Origin of the sequence: Pyxidicoccus xibeiensis (assembly GCF_024198175.1) — a bacterium.
Classification (GTDB): Bacteria; Myxococcota; Myxococcia; order Myxococcales; family Myxococcaceae; genus Myxococcus; species Myxococcus xibeiensis.
Genome location: NZ_JAJVKV010000004.1, coordinates 518,701 through 533,423 on the forward strand (window position 1 = coordinate 518,701; position 14,723 = coordinate 533,423).

Sequence of the window (14,723 nt, forward strand, 5' to 3'; positions counted from 1 at the left end):
GAGGGCCTCTGGGTTGGCTAGCAAGGGGAGGTGTGCATTGCAACGAGGCCCTGCCCAGTCCTGCGGCAACAGTCTGTGGCCTACGGACCTTGACACGGAGTTGACATCTGGTACGACCCCGCCCGCTTGAGGTCCCATTCGAACGGCCGGGCGCACTCCAAGGTGCTCAGCCACCGCACAAGCGTCCTTTAAGAAGAGGGGAAGACCATGAAGAAGTTCGTCCTGTCCGCCGTTGCCGCCAGCAGCCTGGTTGCCTGCACCAGCGTTGAGAGCGCCGTTGTCTCGGGTTCCGAGATCGCCTCCAACGGAGAGGCCGTCGCCGTCGTCCAGGCCAGCGCGCTGGGCCTGACCGCCATCTTCCACATCATCGACATCGTCCAGAGCGACCTGGACACCGTGGTGAACAAGCTCCTCATCGCCGAGGCCAAGGCCATGGGCGCCTCCAAGGTGGAGCTGCTCACCGCCGGCACCACCCCCCGTCACGGCATCTACGCGCTGACCGGCTTCATCATCGGCGTGACGTCCTCCGGCGCCACGGGCGTGGCGGTCAAGTAGTCCACACCCCAGCACACGCTGGCGGTACCGGGAGGCCCCCTGGCGACAGGCGGGCCTCCTTGCTTTTGTAGACTGTCCCCTTCCCCACCTCCGGCCCTCCCATGCGCGACCGCCTCCTGTTGACCTGTGCCCTGCTGGCCCTCGCCGGCTGCTCCCGGAAGGGCGCGGACGAAGCCGCCGCGCTGATTCCGGAGGTGAAGACGCGGCTGGCCGAGCGCGACGCGAAGCTCGCCAGCTACCGCATCGCCGGCACGGTGAAGGACGAGGGCCAGGAGGCGGTGAGCTTCACCTTCGACTACCGCGCGCCGCAGCGCATGCGCGGCACGCTGGGCCCGCCCGCCTCGCGCACCTTCGCGTGGGACGGCGCGCACCTGTTCCAGCAGCTGGACGGGGAGAAGCAGTTCAGCACCTTCAAGTCGGAGCTCCCGCCCGCGAAGCTGGCCGGCTTCCTCACCGAGACGTTCAGCCCCTTCACCCCGGAGGGCTTCCGCACGCCGCTGCTGCTGCGCAGCGCCACCGCCCGCAAGGCGAAGCACCCGCGCGGCCCGGAGGCGGTGGAGCTGGTGCAGAAGCTCGAGGGCGAGGCCGCGGGCGTGGAGATGGTCTACGTGCTGCGCTGGCCGAAGCTGGACTTCCTCGCGCAGCGCACCCGCTTCCCGGACGGCACGGAGGGCGAGGAGCGCGTGGAGGAGGAGCACTGCGACGCGGCGCTGGGGCTGTGCGTCCCGAAGCGCCTCACCCGGTGGCTGGCCGGCAGGCAGGTAGGTGAGACGGTGCTCGGGCGGGTGGAGCTGAACGCGACGCTGCCCAACGACGCCTTCACCCTGTCCGCGCCGGACGGCTACGCGGTGCAGTCGCGGACACTCGTGGAGTCCGCGCCCGCGGCGACGCCTTCGGGCGGTTGACCGGCACCTCCATCGTCCCCACCTTCGGTGCCGGGGGCTACGGCACTTATGGTGGAGAACGTCATCTTCGACGTGGATGGAACCCTGGTGGACTCGGTGGACGAGCACGCCGAGGCGTGGCGACGCGCGTTCCTGCACTTCGGGCGCGACATCCCGTTCGCGCACGTGCGCAGCCAGATTGGCAAGGGCGCCGACCAGCTCATCCCCGTCTTCTTCAACGACGAGGAAGTGGAGCGCTTCGGCAAGGAGCTGGAGGACTACCGCAGCCAGCTCTTCCTCAAGGAGTTCCTGCCCAAGGTGCGGACCTTCCCGAAGGTGCGCGAGCTGTTCCAACGCCTGCGCGCCGGCGGCGTCCGCATCGCCCTGGCGTCCAGCGCCAAGGACGAGGAGCTGAAGCACTACGTGAAGCTGTGCGGCATCGACGGCCTCTTCGAGACGAAGACGAGCAAGGACGAGGTCGACAAGAGCAAGCCCCACCCCGACATCTTCATCGCGGCGCTGGAGCAGCTGGGCAAGCCGGACCCGCGCGTCACGGTGGTGGTGGGCGACACGCCGTATGACGTGCTCGCCGCCAACAAGACGGGCCTGGCCACGGTGGGCGTGCTGGCCGGCGGCTTCCCTCCGGACGACCTGCGCTCGGCCGGGTGCCGCACCCTGGTGAAGGACGCCGCGGAGCTGCTCGTGCGCTACGAGGCCTCGCGGCGCGACTGGCCCTGGAACGAGTCAGGGGCGACGCAGTCCGCCAAGGAGTAGGCCCGGGCCCCAGCCCCATCCCTCGCAGCGGGGGATGGGGGCAGGGCACCCGCGCTCCACCGGCTACTTGCGCGTGCTGCTCCGGCCGCGGGTGCTCTTGCGGGCGCCGCCGCGCTTCGCCGTGCTCCGGGAGCGGCCAGCGGTGGACGTGCGCTTCTTCGCCGTCGCCCGCTTCGCCGCGGTGCGCTTCACGGCCGCCTTGCTGCCCGAGGCGCGCGTGGAGCGCTTGGGCGACTTGCGCGCGGAGGTGGACTTGCGCGCCGCGCGAGCCTTGCCCCCCTTGGCCCCGGCCTTCTTCGCATTCTTGCGGGCGACGGGGCGCTGACGCGCGGCCTTGGCCTTGCTGCCGGAGCCTCCCTTCATCCCACCACCGGTGAGCTTGTTGACGGTGGCCCAGGCGCGAGACTCCGCCGTCCCCTCGGAGAGGCCGCGCTTCTCGTAGCCCTCTTCGATGTGCTCGGCCATCCGCTTCTGCTTCTCCGTGTACTTCGCCTTGCTTCCACGTGGCATGCGTTGCCCTCCTGGCAAGTCGGCGCCGGCATGGAGCCAGCGTCGCCTGAAAGGTGGGCAGCCACCCGCCCTGACGGAAGGGGCAGTCCGGACACCTCTGTCCACCCCGGGACGTCGGGCCCACCTGCCACCACCCCTGAAGCGCGCGGAAATCCTCCCCGCAACTTCCACGCGGTGCCCGGGTTCGAGAGGAGCGAGGCCGGAACACACAGCACCTGAAACCTGGAGGAACCCTCTCATGAACCGCAAGTCGACCCACCGCCGTCTCCTCACCGCCGCGCTCTGCTTCACCCTGCCCCTGGGGCTCGTCGCCTGTGGCACCACGCCGGAGGAGGAGGCGCTCTACGTCGGCGAGGCCGCCGCCTTCCTGGCGTCCTCCGAGGAGGGCGGAGACATTGGCGCGGACGCGGTGGCGGACGCGGACGACACGACGGTGCAGGCCATCGCCGCCGAGGAGACGGACGGCGTGGACGTGGAGCCCACGGACGACGGGGGCCTGTGCGACTTCCGCGCCCGCCGGCAGGCGGTGATGGAGCGGTATGACGACGATGGCGACGGCTCGCTGAGCAACGCGGAGCTGCGCGAGCTGCGGGCGGACCTGGGCGAGCGGCGCGACACCATCCGCCCACGCCTGGCGCAGCTGGGCCGGCGCGCGCGCCACTGGGCCTTCTGGCGGGTGCGCTGGGCCTTCGACGAGGACGGCAGCGGCACGCTGTCCACCGAGGAGCGCACCGCGATGGTGGATGCCATGGAGGCCCGCTGCGAGCGGCTGCGCGCGGAGCGGCTGGAGCGGCACGACGCCAACGGGGACGGCAAGCTGGACGAGGCGGAGCGGCAGGCCGCGCGCGACGCGGTGCGCGCCCGCTGGGAGGCGAAGCGCCAGGAGCTGCTGGCGGAGTACGACACCAACGGCAACGGTCGGCTGGATGACGGTGAGCGCGTGGCGCTGCGCCAGGACCGCGTCGCCGCCGCCCAGGAGCGCCGGGCGACGCTGATGGCCACGTACGACACCAACGGCGACGGCCGCCTGAGCACGGAGGAGGCCCTGCCGCTGCGGAAGGAAATCCAGCGCCGCATCATCGAGGGCCGCGACGCCGGGAACTGACACCTCGCCCGAAGCGAGGCCCAGGAAGCATGACGCCCCGCGTGGACTTCCCGTCGTGCCCCCGCCCCCCAGGTCGCTCCTCCAGCGGCCTGGGGGGTTTCTCTTTCGTACAGTTCCCTCCGGACACATTCCCCCCAGGCCCGCTGGCCCGCCTGCTCCGGCGTGCACACCTTGGAGGCGACACGAAACAGGAGGTCGTCCCTGGAACCCGCGCTCATCGAGCCGCCGCGTCGTCGTGCCCTGGACGAGGGGCCCGCGGTGCTGGTGGTGAACACCCGCTCCCGCTCCGGCCGGGAGGCCTTCGAGACGGCCCGCGCCACGCTGACGGAGCGGGGCGTGCCCCTGGTGGAGAGCTACGCCCTGGCCAGGACGGAGCGGCTGGAGCACGTGCTGGAGCGGATGACGGCGCTGGGCGCGCGCCGCATCCTGGTGGGCGGAGGCGACGGCACGCTCAGCTGCGTGGTGGCGAAGCTGCTGGGCCGCGACGTGACGCTGGGGGTGCTGCCGCTGGGCACCGGCAATGACTTCGCGCGCTCGCTGGGGATTCCGCCCGACATCGAGGCCGCGTGTGACGTCATCGCCCAGGGCTATACGGCCCGCGTGGACGTGGGCCTGGCCAACGGGCGCCCCTTCCTCAACGCGGCCAGCCTGGGCATCGCCACCGGCATCGCGAAGCGGCTGACCAAGCGCCTCAAGCAGCGCGCGGGGAGGCTGGCCTACCCGGTGGCCGCCGCGGCGGAGATGAAGGACCTCCAGACCTTCCACCTGCGCCTCAAGCTGGACGACCAGGAGCTGGAGCTGGACGCGCTGCAGCTGGTGGTGGGCAACGGCCGCTACCATGGCGCGGGCAACATGGTGTCCCCGGATGCGCAGCTGGATGACCGGCGCCTGCACGTCTACGCCATCTCCGCGCCCTCGGCCGCGAATGGCCGCGAGGGCACCGGCCTGGGCCACCTCCAGGACGTGGCCACGCTGGCCCGCGTGGCGCTGTCGCTGCGCAGCGGTGAGCACGAGGACCACCCGGCCGTCACGGCGCTGCTCGCCGCGCGCGTGTACGTGGAGGCCGACCCCGTCCAGGAGGTGAACGCGGACGGAGAGCTGGTGGGCCGCACGCCCATGCGCTTCGAGGTGGCCCCGTCGGCCCTGCGCGTCTACGCCCCCGCGCCTTCCTGAATTTCCAGGCAGCCCGGGGCCGGGAGTTCGAAATGACCCCCAGGCTGACCTACGCTGGGGCCTGTTCCGTGGCGGGTGGGCTTCCGCCGCGGGGAGGCCGAGCCCGTGCGCCAGCGTTCCCGACTTCCCATCCTCATCGCCGCCACCCTGGGCGTCGCGGCGGTGCTGCTCCTCTGGTTCCGCATGCCCGCGCCGGGGAGCGCCCCGCCCGTGCGCCCGGGAGCGCCAGGCACTCCCGTCGCCGCCGCACCGGCCGTCGCCTCCGACGTCCCGGCCGACAGCGCGCCACCGACGCCGTCGCTGGAGGCGGCCGCCACGCCGGAGGACGGCGCCTTCGTGGTGCGCGTGCTGGGCGCGGGAGGCCCGGTGGCGGGGGCGAGCGTGCGGGCCTGGCGGCGCCGGGTGGAGGACGGCACCGGGGCCCCGCCCTGGCGCCGCGCGGGCGAGGGCACCACCGGCCCGGATGGCACGCTGCGGCTGCCAGCGGGCCCGGGCGACTACCTGCTGACGGCCAAGGCCCCGGGCCAGGGCCCCGCCCGGCGCGAGGCGACGCGCCCCCTGGGTGAGGCGGAGACGGCGGTGGAGCTGACGCTGCCCGCGGGCGTGTCCCTGGAGGGGCGCACCGTGGTGGAGGGCCGCGAGGAGCCGGTGCCCTTCGCGGAGGTGACGCTGCGGCCCTACACGGGCACCGCCTCGGCGAGGGAGGACCCCGCGCACCTGCCGGAGGAGGCCTCGGTGGCGCGCAGCGGCGCGGACGGCCGCTTCACCCTCTCCGGCCTGGCCCCGGGCCACTACGGCCTCACCGCGGAGGCCCCGGGCTTCAGCCGCCGCACGCTGCGCCTGGTGCAGGTGCCCCAGCCGGGCCCGCTGGTGGTGGGGCTGTGGGGCGCGGGCACGCTGGAGGGCTTCGTCGTGGACGCGCGCGGCCAGCCCGTCGCGGGCGCGGAGGTGCTGGCGGCCGGTGGCTCCGCCCCGGTGCGCGCCACCACGGGCGACAGCGGCGGCTTCGCGCTGGAGGTGGAGGCGGGCACCTGGCGCGTGTCCGCGCGCAAGGGCGAGGCGATGGGCCATATCGCCGGGCAGGTGGCCGTGGCGCCCGGCGAGACGCTGCGGGGCCTCACGGTGACGCTGGGAGCCGCCAGCGGCCTCGAGGGCACGGTGGCGACGGCGGACGGCGCACCCACGCGGGGCGCCGTGCTGCTGGCCCTGCCCGCGGGTGGCACGGGGGAGCTGGGCCGAGCCACCTCGGCGGACGATGGGACGTGGCGGATGGACCTACCGCCGGGCGAGTACGACGTGGCCGCGCGCGCGCCGGGGATGACGGACCTGGTGACGGAGGCCGTGGTGGTGATGCCGGAGCGCTACACCCCGCTGGACGTGAGGCTGGAGCCCGCGTCGGCGGTGGTGGAGGGCACGGTGGTGGATGGAGAGGGCCGGCCCGTCGCGGGAGCCCAGGTGTCCGTGGGGCGCTACCAGCGCGCGGGCTCGACGCGCACCACGATGACGGATGCGCGGGGCCAGTACCGGCTGGAGGGCCTGGAGGCCGGGCTGTCCGCGGTGAAGGCCCGCCGAGAGGGCGCCTCCCGGTGGCTCTCCCGGACGGAGACGCTCAAGGCCGCCGCCACCACGCGCGTGGACTTCACGCTGCCCGAGTCGGGCATCGTCTTCGGCCAGGTGACGCGGCCGTCCGGTGCGCCGCTGGAGTCGAGCGCGCTGGTGCATGCGATTGCCCGGGGCGGCTCCGGAGGCGCCACCACGGCGACGGACGCCCAGGGCAGCTACCAGCTGGAGCTGCCCGAGGGCGTGTACCAGCTCGTCGCGCAGGCCCGCGAGGAGCCCACCCTCTACTTCCATGTGGAGGAGGACGCGGCGGTGACGGTGCCCCCGGGGAGCAGCGTGCGGCAGGACCTCACGCTGAGGGAGCAGGGCGTGCTCTCCGGCACCGTGCTGGAGCCCTCCGGCGCGCCCAGCCCGCTGGCGGTGGTGGTGGCCCAGCAGTCCGGGGAGTACGCCATCAACCCCATGGTGCGCGCGGACGAGTCGGGGCGCTTCCGGCTGCCCCCGCGGCCCCCGAGCGCCGCGCCCCTGACGCTGGTGGCGCACAACGCCGGCCGCGTGGGCCGGGTGACGGGCGCGAAGGAGGACCAGGGGCCCCGGCAAGTGCGGCTCCAGCCCGCGGCCACGCTGCGCGGGCGCGTGGTGTCCGCCCGGGGCGCCCCGCCGGACGGCTTCGTCCTGGAGCTGCGCGAGGCGGATGGCGGCGAGCTTCCCTGGGCGCGCGCGGTGCCCGCCACCCGGCGCTTCCCCGGCGACACCTTCTTCCTGGCGGACGCGCCCGGCCAGCGCCTCCAGGTGTCCGTGCGCACCGCCGACGGGCGCACGGGCGAGGCGCAGGTGTCGCTGGCACCGGGGGCTTCCTCGGAGGTCGAGGTGCCCCTCACCGGCGGCGCGTCCTCCATCGCCGGGCGCGCGGTGTGGAGCCGGGGCGGGACGCCGGCCGCGGGGGTGGCGGTGTTCCTGGACCGGGCGGTGACGTCGCTGCCGGACGCGCGCACCGGGCCGGACGGCCGCTTCCGCCTGGAGGACGTGCGCCCCGGCGCGCACACCGTGCGGCTGATGCCGCCGGAGGGCCGCCCGGAGACGCGCACCGTGAAGGTGGTGGAGGCGGAGGCCACGGAGCTGGGCGACGTCACGGTGTCCCCGCGCCGCGCGCCGCCGGGCACCCTGGGCGCGGGCTTCAGCGAGGACCGCGGCTACGTCACCTTCGCGTGGCTCCTGCCGGACGGCCCCGCCGCGCGCGCGGGCGTCACGGTGGGAGACCGGCTGCTCGCGGTGGACGGGCTGGTGGTGCGCGACAGGACGGAGGCCGAGTCCCGGGCGCACGGCACGCCGGGCACGCCCGTGCGGCTTCAGGTCAGGCGCGGGGGCGGCGAGCAGGAGGTGCTCGTCACCCGCGCCGAGTGAGAAGACTGGCGCGCTACACCTTCTCCAGCACGCGCGAGAGCACCTGCGCGGTGAAGTTCACCAGGGGAATCACGCGCCGGTAGTCCATGCGCGTGGGGCCGATGACGCCCACCGTGCCCAGCACCTGGTCCTGGTTCTTGTACGGCGTGGCGATGACGGTGACGTCGCCCGCGGCGGAGAAGTCGCTCTCCGCGCCGATGAAGATCTGCATCTCCTTGGCGCGCTGCACGCGGTCCAGCAGCGACAGCAGCTTGTTCTTCTCGTCCAGCGCCTTGAAGAGCGCGCGCATGCGCTCCACGTCCGCGAACTCCGGCGCCTCCAGGAACGAGTTGGTGCCCTGGATGAGCACGCGCTCGGTGGTGGGCAGGTCCGTGGCCGCCGCGCCCAGCTTCAGCGCCTTGGACGTCAGCGCGTTGTAGAGCGCCTGGTCCTGGTCCATCTCCAGGCGGATGCGCTCGCGCGCCTCCTCCAGCGGCACCTCCCGCAGCAGCTCCGACAGGTAGTTGCTCGCCTTGAGCAGCTCGTCCGAGGTGATGGGGAAGTCGACGGTAATCGCCTTGTTGTGCACCTGGCCGCTCTGCCCCACCAGGATGGCGAGCACCCGGTCCTCGCGCAGGCGGACGAACTCGATGCGGTGGAACACCGCCGAGTCCGGCCGCGGCGTCACCACCACGCCCGCATGCCGGGTCAGCGAGTGGAGGATGCGGCTGGCCTCTCCCAGCACCTCTTCCAGGTTGGCCTCGTGCACCAGGCCCGCGTGGATGAGCTCCCGGTCGCGCGGCGTCGGGTCCTTCAGCTTGACGAGCGTGTCGACGTAGAAGCGGTAGCCCTGGTCCGTGGGCACCCGGCCCGCCGAGGTGTGCGGCTTCTCGAGGAAGCCGAGCTCCTCCAGGTCCGCCAGCACGTTGCGCATCGTCGCGGAGGAGACCTCGAATCCCTGCCTCCGGGTGAGCTGTTGACTGCCTACCGGCCCACCCGTGGAGATGTACTCCTGCACGACGGCACGCAGGACTTCCTTCTCACGCTCTCCCAGCTCGTCCGACATCCCGCGTTCACACTCCGGAGCTGGCGGCCCGGCACTCCATCCGCCCACGCTCCTCGACAAGTCTAAGAAAGAGCGCCCGGCCATTCAATCCGCGCCGCCCCTGTCCGCACGTCCAGGGGCCAGCGCGATTCCCGATGCTGGTGCACCAGGAGGGCAGGCAGGCGCCCTCGTGCCCGGGAGCGTCTTCCCGCACTGTACCGCACGTCGCCCACGTCCACTGTGGGGTACGGGAATGCGCACATGGCCACGCCTGGGAGCGGACGCTACAAGCGGCAATACCGTGTCTGCTTCGTCCGCCCAGTCCCTCCCTGCGCCGCAGTCTCCTCCCGCCGTCCTGCCTGCCAGCGTTACCGCTGAATCCGCGGGTCCGCAGCGCGGGTGGCTCATCACCAGCCTGGTGTCGCTGTACCTCATCTGGGGTTCCACCTACCTGGCCATCCGCTTCGCGCTGGAAGGCGGGCTGCCGCCGTTCCTGATGTCGGGCACCCGCTTCGTGCTGGCGGGCGGCGTGCTGTTCGGGGCGCTATGGCTGCGCGGCGCGCCGGTGCCCAACCCGAGGCAGTGGGGCTCCAGCGCGGTGGTGGGGCTGCTGCTGCTGGGTGTGGGCAACGGAGGGCTCGTCTTCGCGCAGCAGTGGGGCGTGCCCTCCGGCGTGGCGGCGCTGGTGGTGGGCAGCCTGCCCATGTGGACGGCGCTGTTCGGCGGGCTCTTCGGCCAGTGGCCGGGGAAGCTGGAGCGCTGGGGCCTGGCGGTGGGCTTTGGCGGCATCGTGCTGCTCAACCTGGGTGGCGCGACGGGCGGCAAGCTGCTGCCGACGGTGGCGGCGCTGGTGGCGCCGATGAGCTGGGCGTTCGGCTCCATGTGGAGCCGCCGGCTGCCGATGCCGCAGGGGCTGATGTCCGCCGCGGCGCAGATGCTGTGTGGCGGCGTGTTCATGCTGGGCGTGGGCCTGGTGCTGGGCGAGCAGCTGCCCACGGTGATGCCCGGGGCTCGCGCGGTGGGCGCGTGGTTCTACCTGGTCGTCTTCGGCTCGCTGGTGGGATACAGCGCGTACGGCTACCTGCTGCGCCACGCGCGCCCGGCGCTGGCCACCAGCTACGCGTACGTGAATCCCGTGGTCGCGGTGTTCCTGGGCAGCGTGCTCGCCGGTGAGACGATGCGCCCCAGCGCGTGGGTGGCCATGGGCGCGATTCTCGGCGCCGTGGTGCTGCTGACGCGCAAGCGCTGAAACAGGCAATTTACGCAATTCAAGAAATACGCCATCATCCTGAGGGATGACGGCGAAACCGAGTTGCATCTGGGCGCTGCTCGCCAGCGCGGTGCTGGTGGCGTGCGGCACCCCTCGTGTCGGGCGGCACGGCGGGCCTCGCGCCTATGCGCAGTCGGTGGACTCGGCGACGAGCGCCTGCATGCGAACTCCCGCCTGCTACGCGGCCACGGGCGAGGACGCCATCCTCCCGTGGCTGTCACGCGCGGCGAGCGCGGCGCGGACCACTGCGGCGGTGATGCGGCTGCTGGAGGCGGCGGACATCGAGCGCGTCGAAGCCATCCTGATGGAGTGCGCTTCGGAGGCGAACGGGCAGATCAACGAGCAACGCTACGGGAAGGGCAGGTGGCCCACCGCCGAGCAGTGCAGGGAGAAGGTGACAACGCCCCAGGGAAAGACGGAGACGCGCGCAGAAGAACTGGGCCGGGTGAAACACGAAGTGGCGCTGGAGTGCGCGCGGCAGAAGCTGGAAGACGCGTTTCCGGGCAACTACAGCATCGAGCCGCGCTACTTCCCCGAGCCAGGGAAGGGTCTGCGCTTGATATCACCGGCCCAGGTGGCTGAATGGTTACAGGATGGGCTCTTCCACCTGCTGGTCGGAACGTTGGTTCCGGACGTCGTCATTCACGCGACGAACGAGCCCCTCAAGGTACAGGCCGTCTATGACTTCAAGTTCCCGTGCCCGCTAAGCAACCCTCCTGAATGGAGTTCCTATCGCCGCAGTCATCCCTATTACCCAAAGCACCAGGGCAACATGTACAAGGGAGCGCTGGGAGGCGCAGAACCAGCCATGGTGGCGCCTCAGCACGGAATCCATCGGCCATGAGCACGTTCACCCCCAAGGTCCGTGTCTACAAGACCTTTGAGCCATATCCGCCTGAAATTCCCGAGCCCGTGCGCGACCTCATCGTACGGGACAGCCTGAACATCACCTTCTTCATGCGTCGGCCGCACAGCGAAGTGCGACACGCCGTGACACATGCACTGGAAACATACCTCCGAGCAGTGGGACACGAGCGACTGTCCGCCTATCTGGCTGAATCCGGATACTGGTGGGAGCTTGATGACGAGGGCTGGGCATCCGTCCGGGAGGAACTTCTCGATCCGCAAGGTGGCCGCGCCGTATTGAGCCAATGGACAACGGTAAGACCGGGGCACGAGTTCGACTATCTCAGCCGGCTTTTCGACTTCCCTGGCTACATGGCCTTTCCCGATGAGGCCACCACCGTCTCCTTCTGGCTGCCCACCGAATACCTGGAGGAACGGGGTCCCGGGTGGGTGCGAGACCTGGCACTGGAACTGAGCGCCCGGCTCCCCTTCAACTCTGGTCATGCCGGCCTGTTCTTCCAGAGCCACTACGACTCAACGATGTACATCAAGGACATCCATGCGGACTGCTTCGCCTACCCGGGCATGGACATCATGAAGGTGAGCGAGCTGGCCAACCACATCGGCACCCGGGTGAAGGGCGCGCACTGGATGACCTTCCTCGGCCAGCCGGTGCTCGGCGAGCTCGGCGGCGCCGCGGGCCTCCGCTCCCGGCTGCACTCGCCCGGCACCACCGTGCAGGACCTGGGGCAGGAGCGCGTCGTGGTGACGCTCGGCAAGCAGCCCGAGTTCGGCGACGTGGACCCCCAGCGCACCCTCGCCCCATACCGCGAGCTGGCCCGCGTGCTGGAGCCCTGGCTCTACCGCGAGCGCCGCCCGTGGACCGGCTTCAGCGACGACGATATGCGCCGCTGGGAGCGCCGCCTCCTCGACTAGCTCCCCTACCGGGGCAGCCGCACACAGAAGGTCGTCCCCTCCTCCGCCGTGGAGCTCACGGAGACGCTGCCCCCGTGCGCGTGGACGATGCGGTCCACGATGTAGAGCCCCAACCCCAGCCCGGGGCTCGTCGCCTCGGTCTCCCCCGCGCCCCGCTTCATCGGCTGGAAGAGGATGGGCAGCGCCTCGGGGCGGATGGGCTCCCCCGCGTTGTGCACCCGCAGCTCCACCACGCCGTCCTCCGCGCGCGTCTCCACCCGCACGGGCGCGTCCTCCGCGCCGTAGCGCAGCGCATTGTTCAAGAGGTTGGTCAGCACCTGGGCCAGCCGGTCCGTGTCCCACGTGCCCTCGCCGCCCCCCTGCGTCGTCACCTCGATGCGCCGGCCCGGTGACGCCAGCCGCACCTCCTCCACCACCGCGCGCACCAGCTCGTTCAGGTCTGCCGGCTCGCGGTGCACGGGGATGGCGCCGCCCAGCCGCGCCTGCGTGAAGTCGAGCAGGTCGCGAATCATCCGGTTCGCCCGCTCGGTGGCGCTGCGGATGCGCTCGATGACACGCCTGGCGCCGTCATCCAGGTCCGCGCGGCGCAGCAGCAGCGTGGTGGAGTAGCCCACCGCGTTGAGCGGGTTGCGCAAGTCGTGGCTCACGATGCCGATGAGCTTCTCCTCCAGGTCCGCCCTGCGCTGCAGCTCCTCCTCGCGCCGCAGCAGCTGCTCGTCCAGGCGCTTGCGCTCGGTGATGTCCAGCACCGTGCCGATGAAGCGCACCGCGCGCCGGTGCACGTCGAAGAAGGCCTGCCCGTGCGCGGACACCCAGCGCTCCACCCCGTCCGCCAGGCCGACGGTGCGGTAGTCCAGGTTGAACGCGCCCCCGTCCTCTCCGGCCAGGGTCCGCTGCACGACGAGCGCCGTGCGCTCCCGGTCCTCCGGGTGGACTCCCGCGATGAACGTGTCCCACGACACCTCGGCCTCCGGAGGCAGGCCGAAGAGCGCCCGGGTCCGCGTGTCCCAGCGCAGCACGCCCGTCACCGGGTCGAAGTCCCAGGTGCCCAGGCGCCCCGCCGTCAGCGCCAGGCGCAGCCGGTCCTCGCTCTCGCGCCGCGCCGCGTCCGCGTGCGTGCGCGCGGTGATGTCCTGCATCGCCCCCACCATGCGCACGCCCCGGCCCCGCGCGTCCCGCGCGATGACGCCATGGTCGGTGACGTGCACGTAGTGGCCGTCCCGGTGGCGGAAGCGGTACTCCGCCCGCCAGCGCTCCCGCCCCCCGTCGATGGCCGCGTGGATGTCCCGCAGCACGGCCTCCCGGTCCTCGGGGTGGATGTGCTCGGCCCACCAGTGGGCATCGGCCCCCGCCTCGCTGGGGGGATAGCCCACCAGCGTCTCCAGCCCCTCGTTCCATGCGAGGGCATTCGTGGCCAGGTCCCAGTCCCAGATGGCATCGGTGATGGCGGTGCTGGCCAGCCGGTACCGCTCCTCCGAGGCGCCCAGCCGCGCGTGGGCGTCCCGGAGCTGCCCGAAGAGGAAGGCCCGGTCGAGGATGCCGGAGAGGTACTCCACCAGCGTCTCCAGGTACCGCTTCGCCTGGGGCTGGAAGGGCCGGGCGCGCGCGAGTCCGACGTAGAGCACGCCCATCAGCTCGCCGTGCGGCCACAGCCGCAGCCCCATCAGCGTGGACAGCCCGGTGCCGCACAGCCCCTCGCGCCACGCGGCCGAGGCCTCGGGCAGCCCCGCCAGGATGAGCGGCTCCTCGGAGCGGGCCAGCCGGGCCAGGAACGAGTCGCCCGCGACCGGCACCCGGGCCGCCTCCGCCTCCACCACGCACCGGCCCGAGGCCGCCGCGCGCCGCAGCACCTCCCGCCCCTCCAGCACGAAGAGCTCCGCCCCGTCCGCCTCCATGGCATGCTGGATGACCTCCAGCAGCGGAGCCAGGTGGACGTCCAGCGCCTCGTCGCGTCCCAGGGCCTTGGGGGCGAGCGTCTCCAGGTGCCGCAGGGTCCGCTTCTCGCGCTGCCGGTCCTCCAGCGAGTAGCCGGTGAAGACAGCCACCGTGTAGTCCATGGCCGAGTCCAGCTCGGTGAACAGCAGCTGCGAGTCCTCGGGCGTGGGCTGCTCCCGCGGCGGGAGCGCCTCCCACAGCTCCGCGATGAGCCGCCCCATGAGGACGTACTCGCTCGTCACCTCGTCCTGGTTGTAGCCCAGCCGCAGGCGCGCCCCGATGTGCGTGTCCTCCAGCCGCTGCTTCGTGCTCGCGGCATCCCCCCGGTGGCCCTGGCGGGAGACGCTGGCGAGCGTGGTCAGGTACTCGGGCAGCGTGTCGATGACCTCATGCGGCTTGAGCCCCCGGGCACTCTCGAGCCTGCTGGCTTCGGCGAGGAAGCGCTGCGTGAGCTGCTCCCGGTGGCGTTCGATGAGGTCGGCGATGCTCGGCATACGAAGAAGGTGCGCCCGGACGCGTGACGACCTGGAGGATTGGCCCTCTGCCGTCCGGGCGAGAGTCCTTCCCTCCGGAAATCCCCGAGGGTGTCGATGAGCCGACAGGGATGGAGCGCTGGATGAAAAGCCGCGAGCGCTGGAAAACTTACCGGGACTCGCGTCCGAGGCCCGGCAGTCCTTACAGCCCGACGCATGGCTGCTCGCTCCAAGCGTCTGATTCCTGGCACCTTCAGGGTGGTGTGGAGGTTGC

The 14,723-nt window shown here is 72.1% G+C and carries 12 protein-coding genes; 9 read left to right on the forward strand and 3 right to left on the reverse strand.

All coding sequences use genetic code 11. From position 1 onward, the window contains the following. Positions 1–207 precede the first annotated feature (207 nt). The 3 genes from LXT23_RS19970 to LXT23_RS19980 all read left to right on the forward strand — a co-directional run bounded on the left by LXT23_RS19970 (position 208) and on the right by LXT23_RS19980 (position 2,213). Positions 208–555 (forward strand): hypothetical protein, encoded by a 348-nt coding sequence (locus tag LXT23_RS19970; RefSeq protein ID WP_253981799.1) that lies wholly within the window; start codon positions 208–210, stop codon positions 553–555. A gap of 101 nt (positions 556–656) precedes the next feature. Next, positions 657–1,460, forward strand: a complete 804-nt coding sequence (locus LXT23_RS19975; protein WP_253981800.1) for a hypothetical protein — start codon at positions 657–659, stop codon at positions 1,458–1,460. A gap of 48 nt (positions 1,461–1,508) precedes the next feature. After that, a complete protein-coding gene (locus LXT23_RS19980; protein ID WP_253981801.1) occupies positions 1,509–2,213 on the forward strand; it encodes an HAD family hydrolase in 705 nt (234 codons plus the stop codon). Positions 2,214–2,276: 63 nt separating this feature from the next. Here LXT23_RS19980 and LXT23_RS19985 read toward each other — a convergent pair whose 3' ends face one another. Beyond that, positions 2,277–2,723 carry a transcriptional regulator gene (locus tag LXT23_RS19985; protein WP_253981802.1) on the reverse strand — a complete coding sequence of 149 codons (447 nt, stop codon included), beginning with the start codon at positions 2,721–2,723 and terminating at the stop codon, positions 2,277–2,279. Positions 2,724–2,961: 238 nt separating this feature from the next. On the opposite strand from LXT23_RS19985, the gene LXT23_RS19990 reads away from it, so the two are divergent. From LXT23_RS19990 to LXT23_RS20000, 3 genes are all read left to right on the forward strand, one after another. Further along, positions 2,962–3,828 (forward strand): calcium-binding protein, encoded by an 867-nt coding sequence (locus tag LXT23_RS19990; RefSeq protein ID WP_253981803.1) that lies wholly within the window; start codon positions 2,962–2,964, stop codon positions 3,826–3,828. Between the two features lie 258 nt (positions 3,829–4,086). Then, entirely contained in the window at positions 4,087–5,001 is a 915-nt protein-coding gene (locus LXT23_RS19995) for a lipid kinase (protein WP_253982341.1), read from the forward strand. 105 nt (positions 5,002–5,106) lie between these two features. Continuing rightward, positions 5,107–7,965 carry a carboxypeptidase regulatory-like domain-containing protein gene (locus LXT23_RS20000; RefSeq protein WP_253981804.1) on the forward strand — a complete coding sequence of 953 codons (2,859 nt, stop codon included), beginning with the start codon at positions 5,107–5,109 and terminating at the stop codon, positions 7,963–7,965. Between the two features lie 13 nt (positions 7,966–7,978). On the opposite strand, the gene hrcA is transcribed toward LXT23_RS20000, so the two are convergent. Continuing rightward, positions 7,979–9,010, reverse strand: coding sequence for a heat-inducible transcriptional repressor HrcA (gene hrcA / locus LXT23_RS20005; protein WP_253981805.1), 1,032 nt, complete (start codon positions 9,008–9,010; stop codon positions 7,979–7,981). 280 nt (positions 9,011–9,290) lie between these two features. Between hrcA and yedA the strand changes: the two genes are divergently transcribed. The 3 genes from yedA (at position 9,291) to LXT23_RS20020 (ending at position 12,041) form a co-directional block, all read left to right on the forward strand. Beyond that, a complete protein-coding gene (gene yedA, locus LXT23_RS20010) occupies positions 9,291–10,238 on the forward strand; it encodes a drug/metabolite exporter YedA (RefSeq protein WP_407692898.1) in 948 nt (315 codons plus the stop codon). A gap of 181 nt (positions 10,239–10,419) precedes the next feature. Beyond that, positions 10,420–11,103 (forward strand): hypothetical protein, encoded by a 684-nt coding sequence (locus LXT23_RS20015; RefSeq protein WP_253981806.1) that lies wholly within the window; start codon positions 10,420–10,422, stop codon positions 11,101–11,103. Then, a complete protein-coding gene (locus LXT23_RS20020) occupies positions 11,100–12,041 on the forward strand; it encodes a type VI immunity family protein (RefSeq protein ID WP_253981807.1) in 942 nt (313 codons plus the stop codon). Before LXT23_RS20015 ends, LXT23_RS20020 begins: the two co-directional genes overlap by 4 nt. A gap of 5 nt (positions 12,042–12,046) precedes the next feature. Here the strand turns inward: LXT23_RS20020 and LXT23_RS20025 are convergent, their stop codons facing one another. Further along, positions 12,047–14,470, reverse strand: coding sequence for a sensor histidine kinase (locus tag LXT23_RS20025; RefSeq protein ID WP_253981808.1), 2,424 nt, complete (start codon positions 14,468–14,470; stop codon positions 12,047–12,049). Positions 14,471–14,723: the final 253 nt, after the last annotated feature.

Excerpts from the sequence above, each read along its gene's own strand:
- hrcA (WP_253981805.1), bottom strand. The coding sequence starts at position 9,010 with ATGTCGGACGAGCTGGGAGAGCGTGAGAAGGAAGTCCTGCGTGCCGTC.
- LXT23_RS20020 (WP_253981807.1), top strand. The coding sequence starts at position 11,100 with ATGAGCACGTTCACCCCCAAGGTCCGTGTCTACAAGACCTTTGAGCCA.
- LXT23_RS19970 (WP_253981799.1), top strand. The coding sequence starts at position 208 with ATGAAGAAGTTCGTCCTGTCCGCCGTTGCCGCCAGCAGCCTGGTTGCC.
- LXT23_RS20015 (WP_253981806.1), top strand. The coding sequence starts at position 10,420 with ATGCGAACTCCCGCCTGCTACGCGGCCACGGGCGAGGACGCCATCCTC.
- LXT23_RS19985 (WP_253981802.1), bottom strand. The coding sequence starts at position 2,723 with ATGCCACGTGGAAGCAAGGCGAAGTACACGGAGAAGCAGAAGCGGATG.
- LXT23_RS19975 (WP_253981800.1), top strand. The coding sequence starts at position 657 with ATGCGCGACCGCCTCCTGTTGACCTGTGCCCTGCTGGCCCTCGCCGGC.
- LXT23_RS20025 (WP_253981808.1), bottom strand. The coding sequence starts at position 14,470 with ATGCCGAGCATCGCCGACCTCATCGAACGCCACCGGGAGCAGCTCACG.
- LXT23_RS19990 (WP_253981803.1), top strand. The coding sequence starts at position 2,962 with ATGAACCGCAAGTCGACCCACCGCCGTCTCCTCACCGCCGCGCTCTGC.
- LXT23_RS19980 (WP_253981801.1), top strand. The coding sequence starts at position 1,509 with ATGGTGGAGAACGTCATCTTCGACGTGGATGGAACCCTGGTGGACTCG.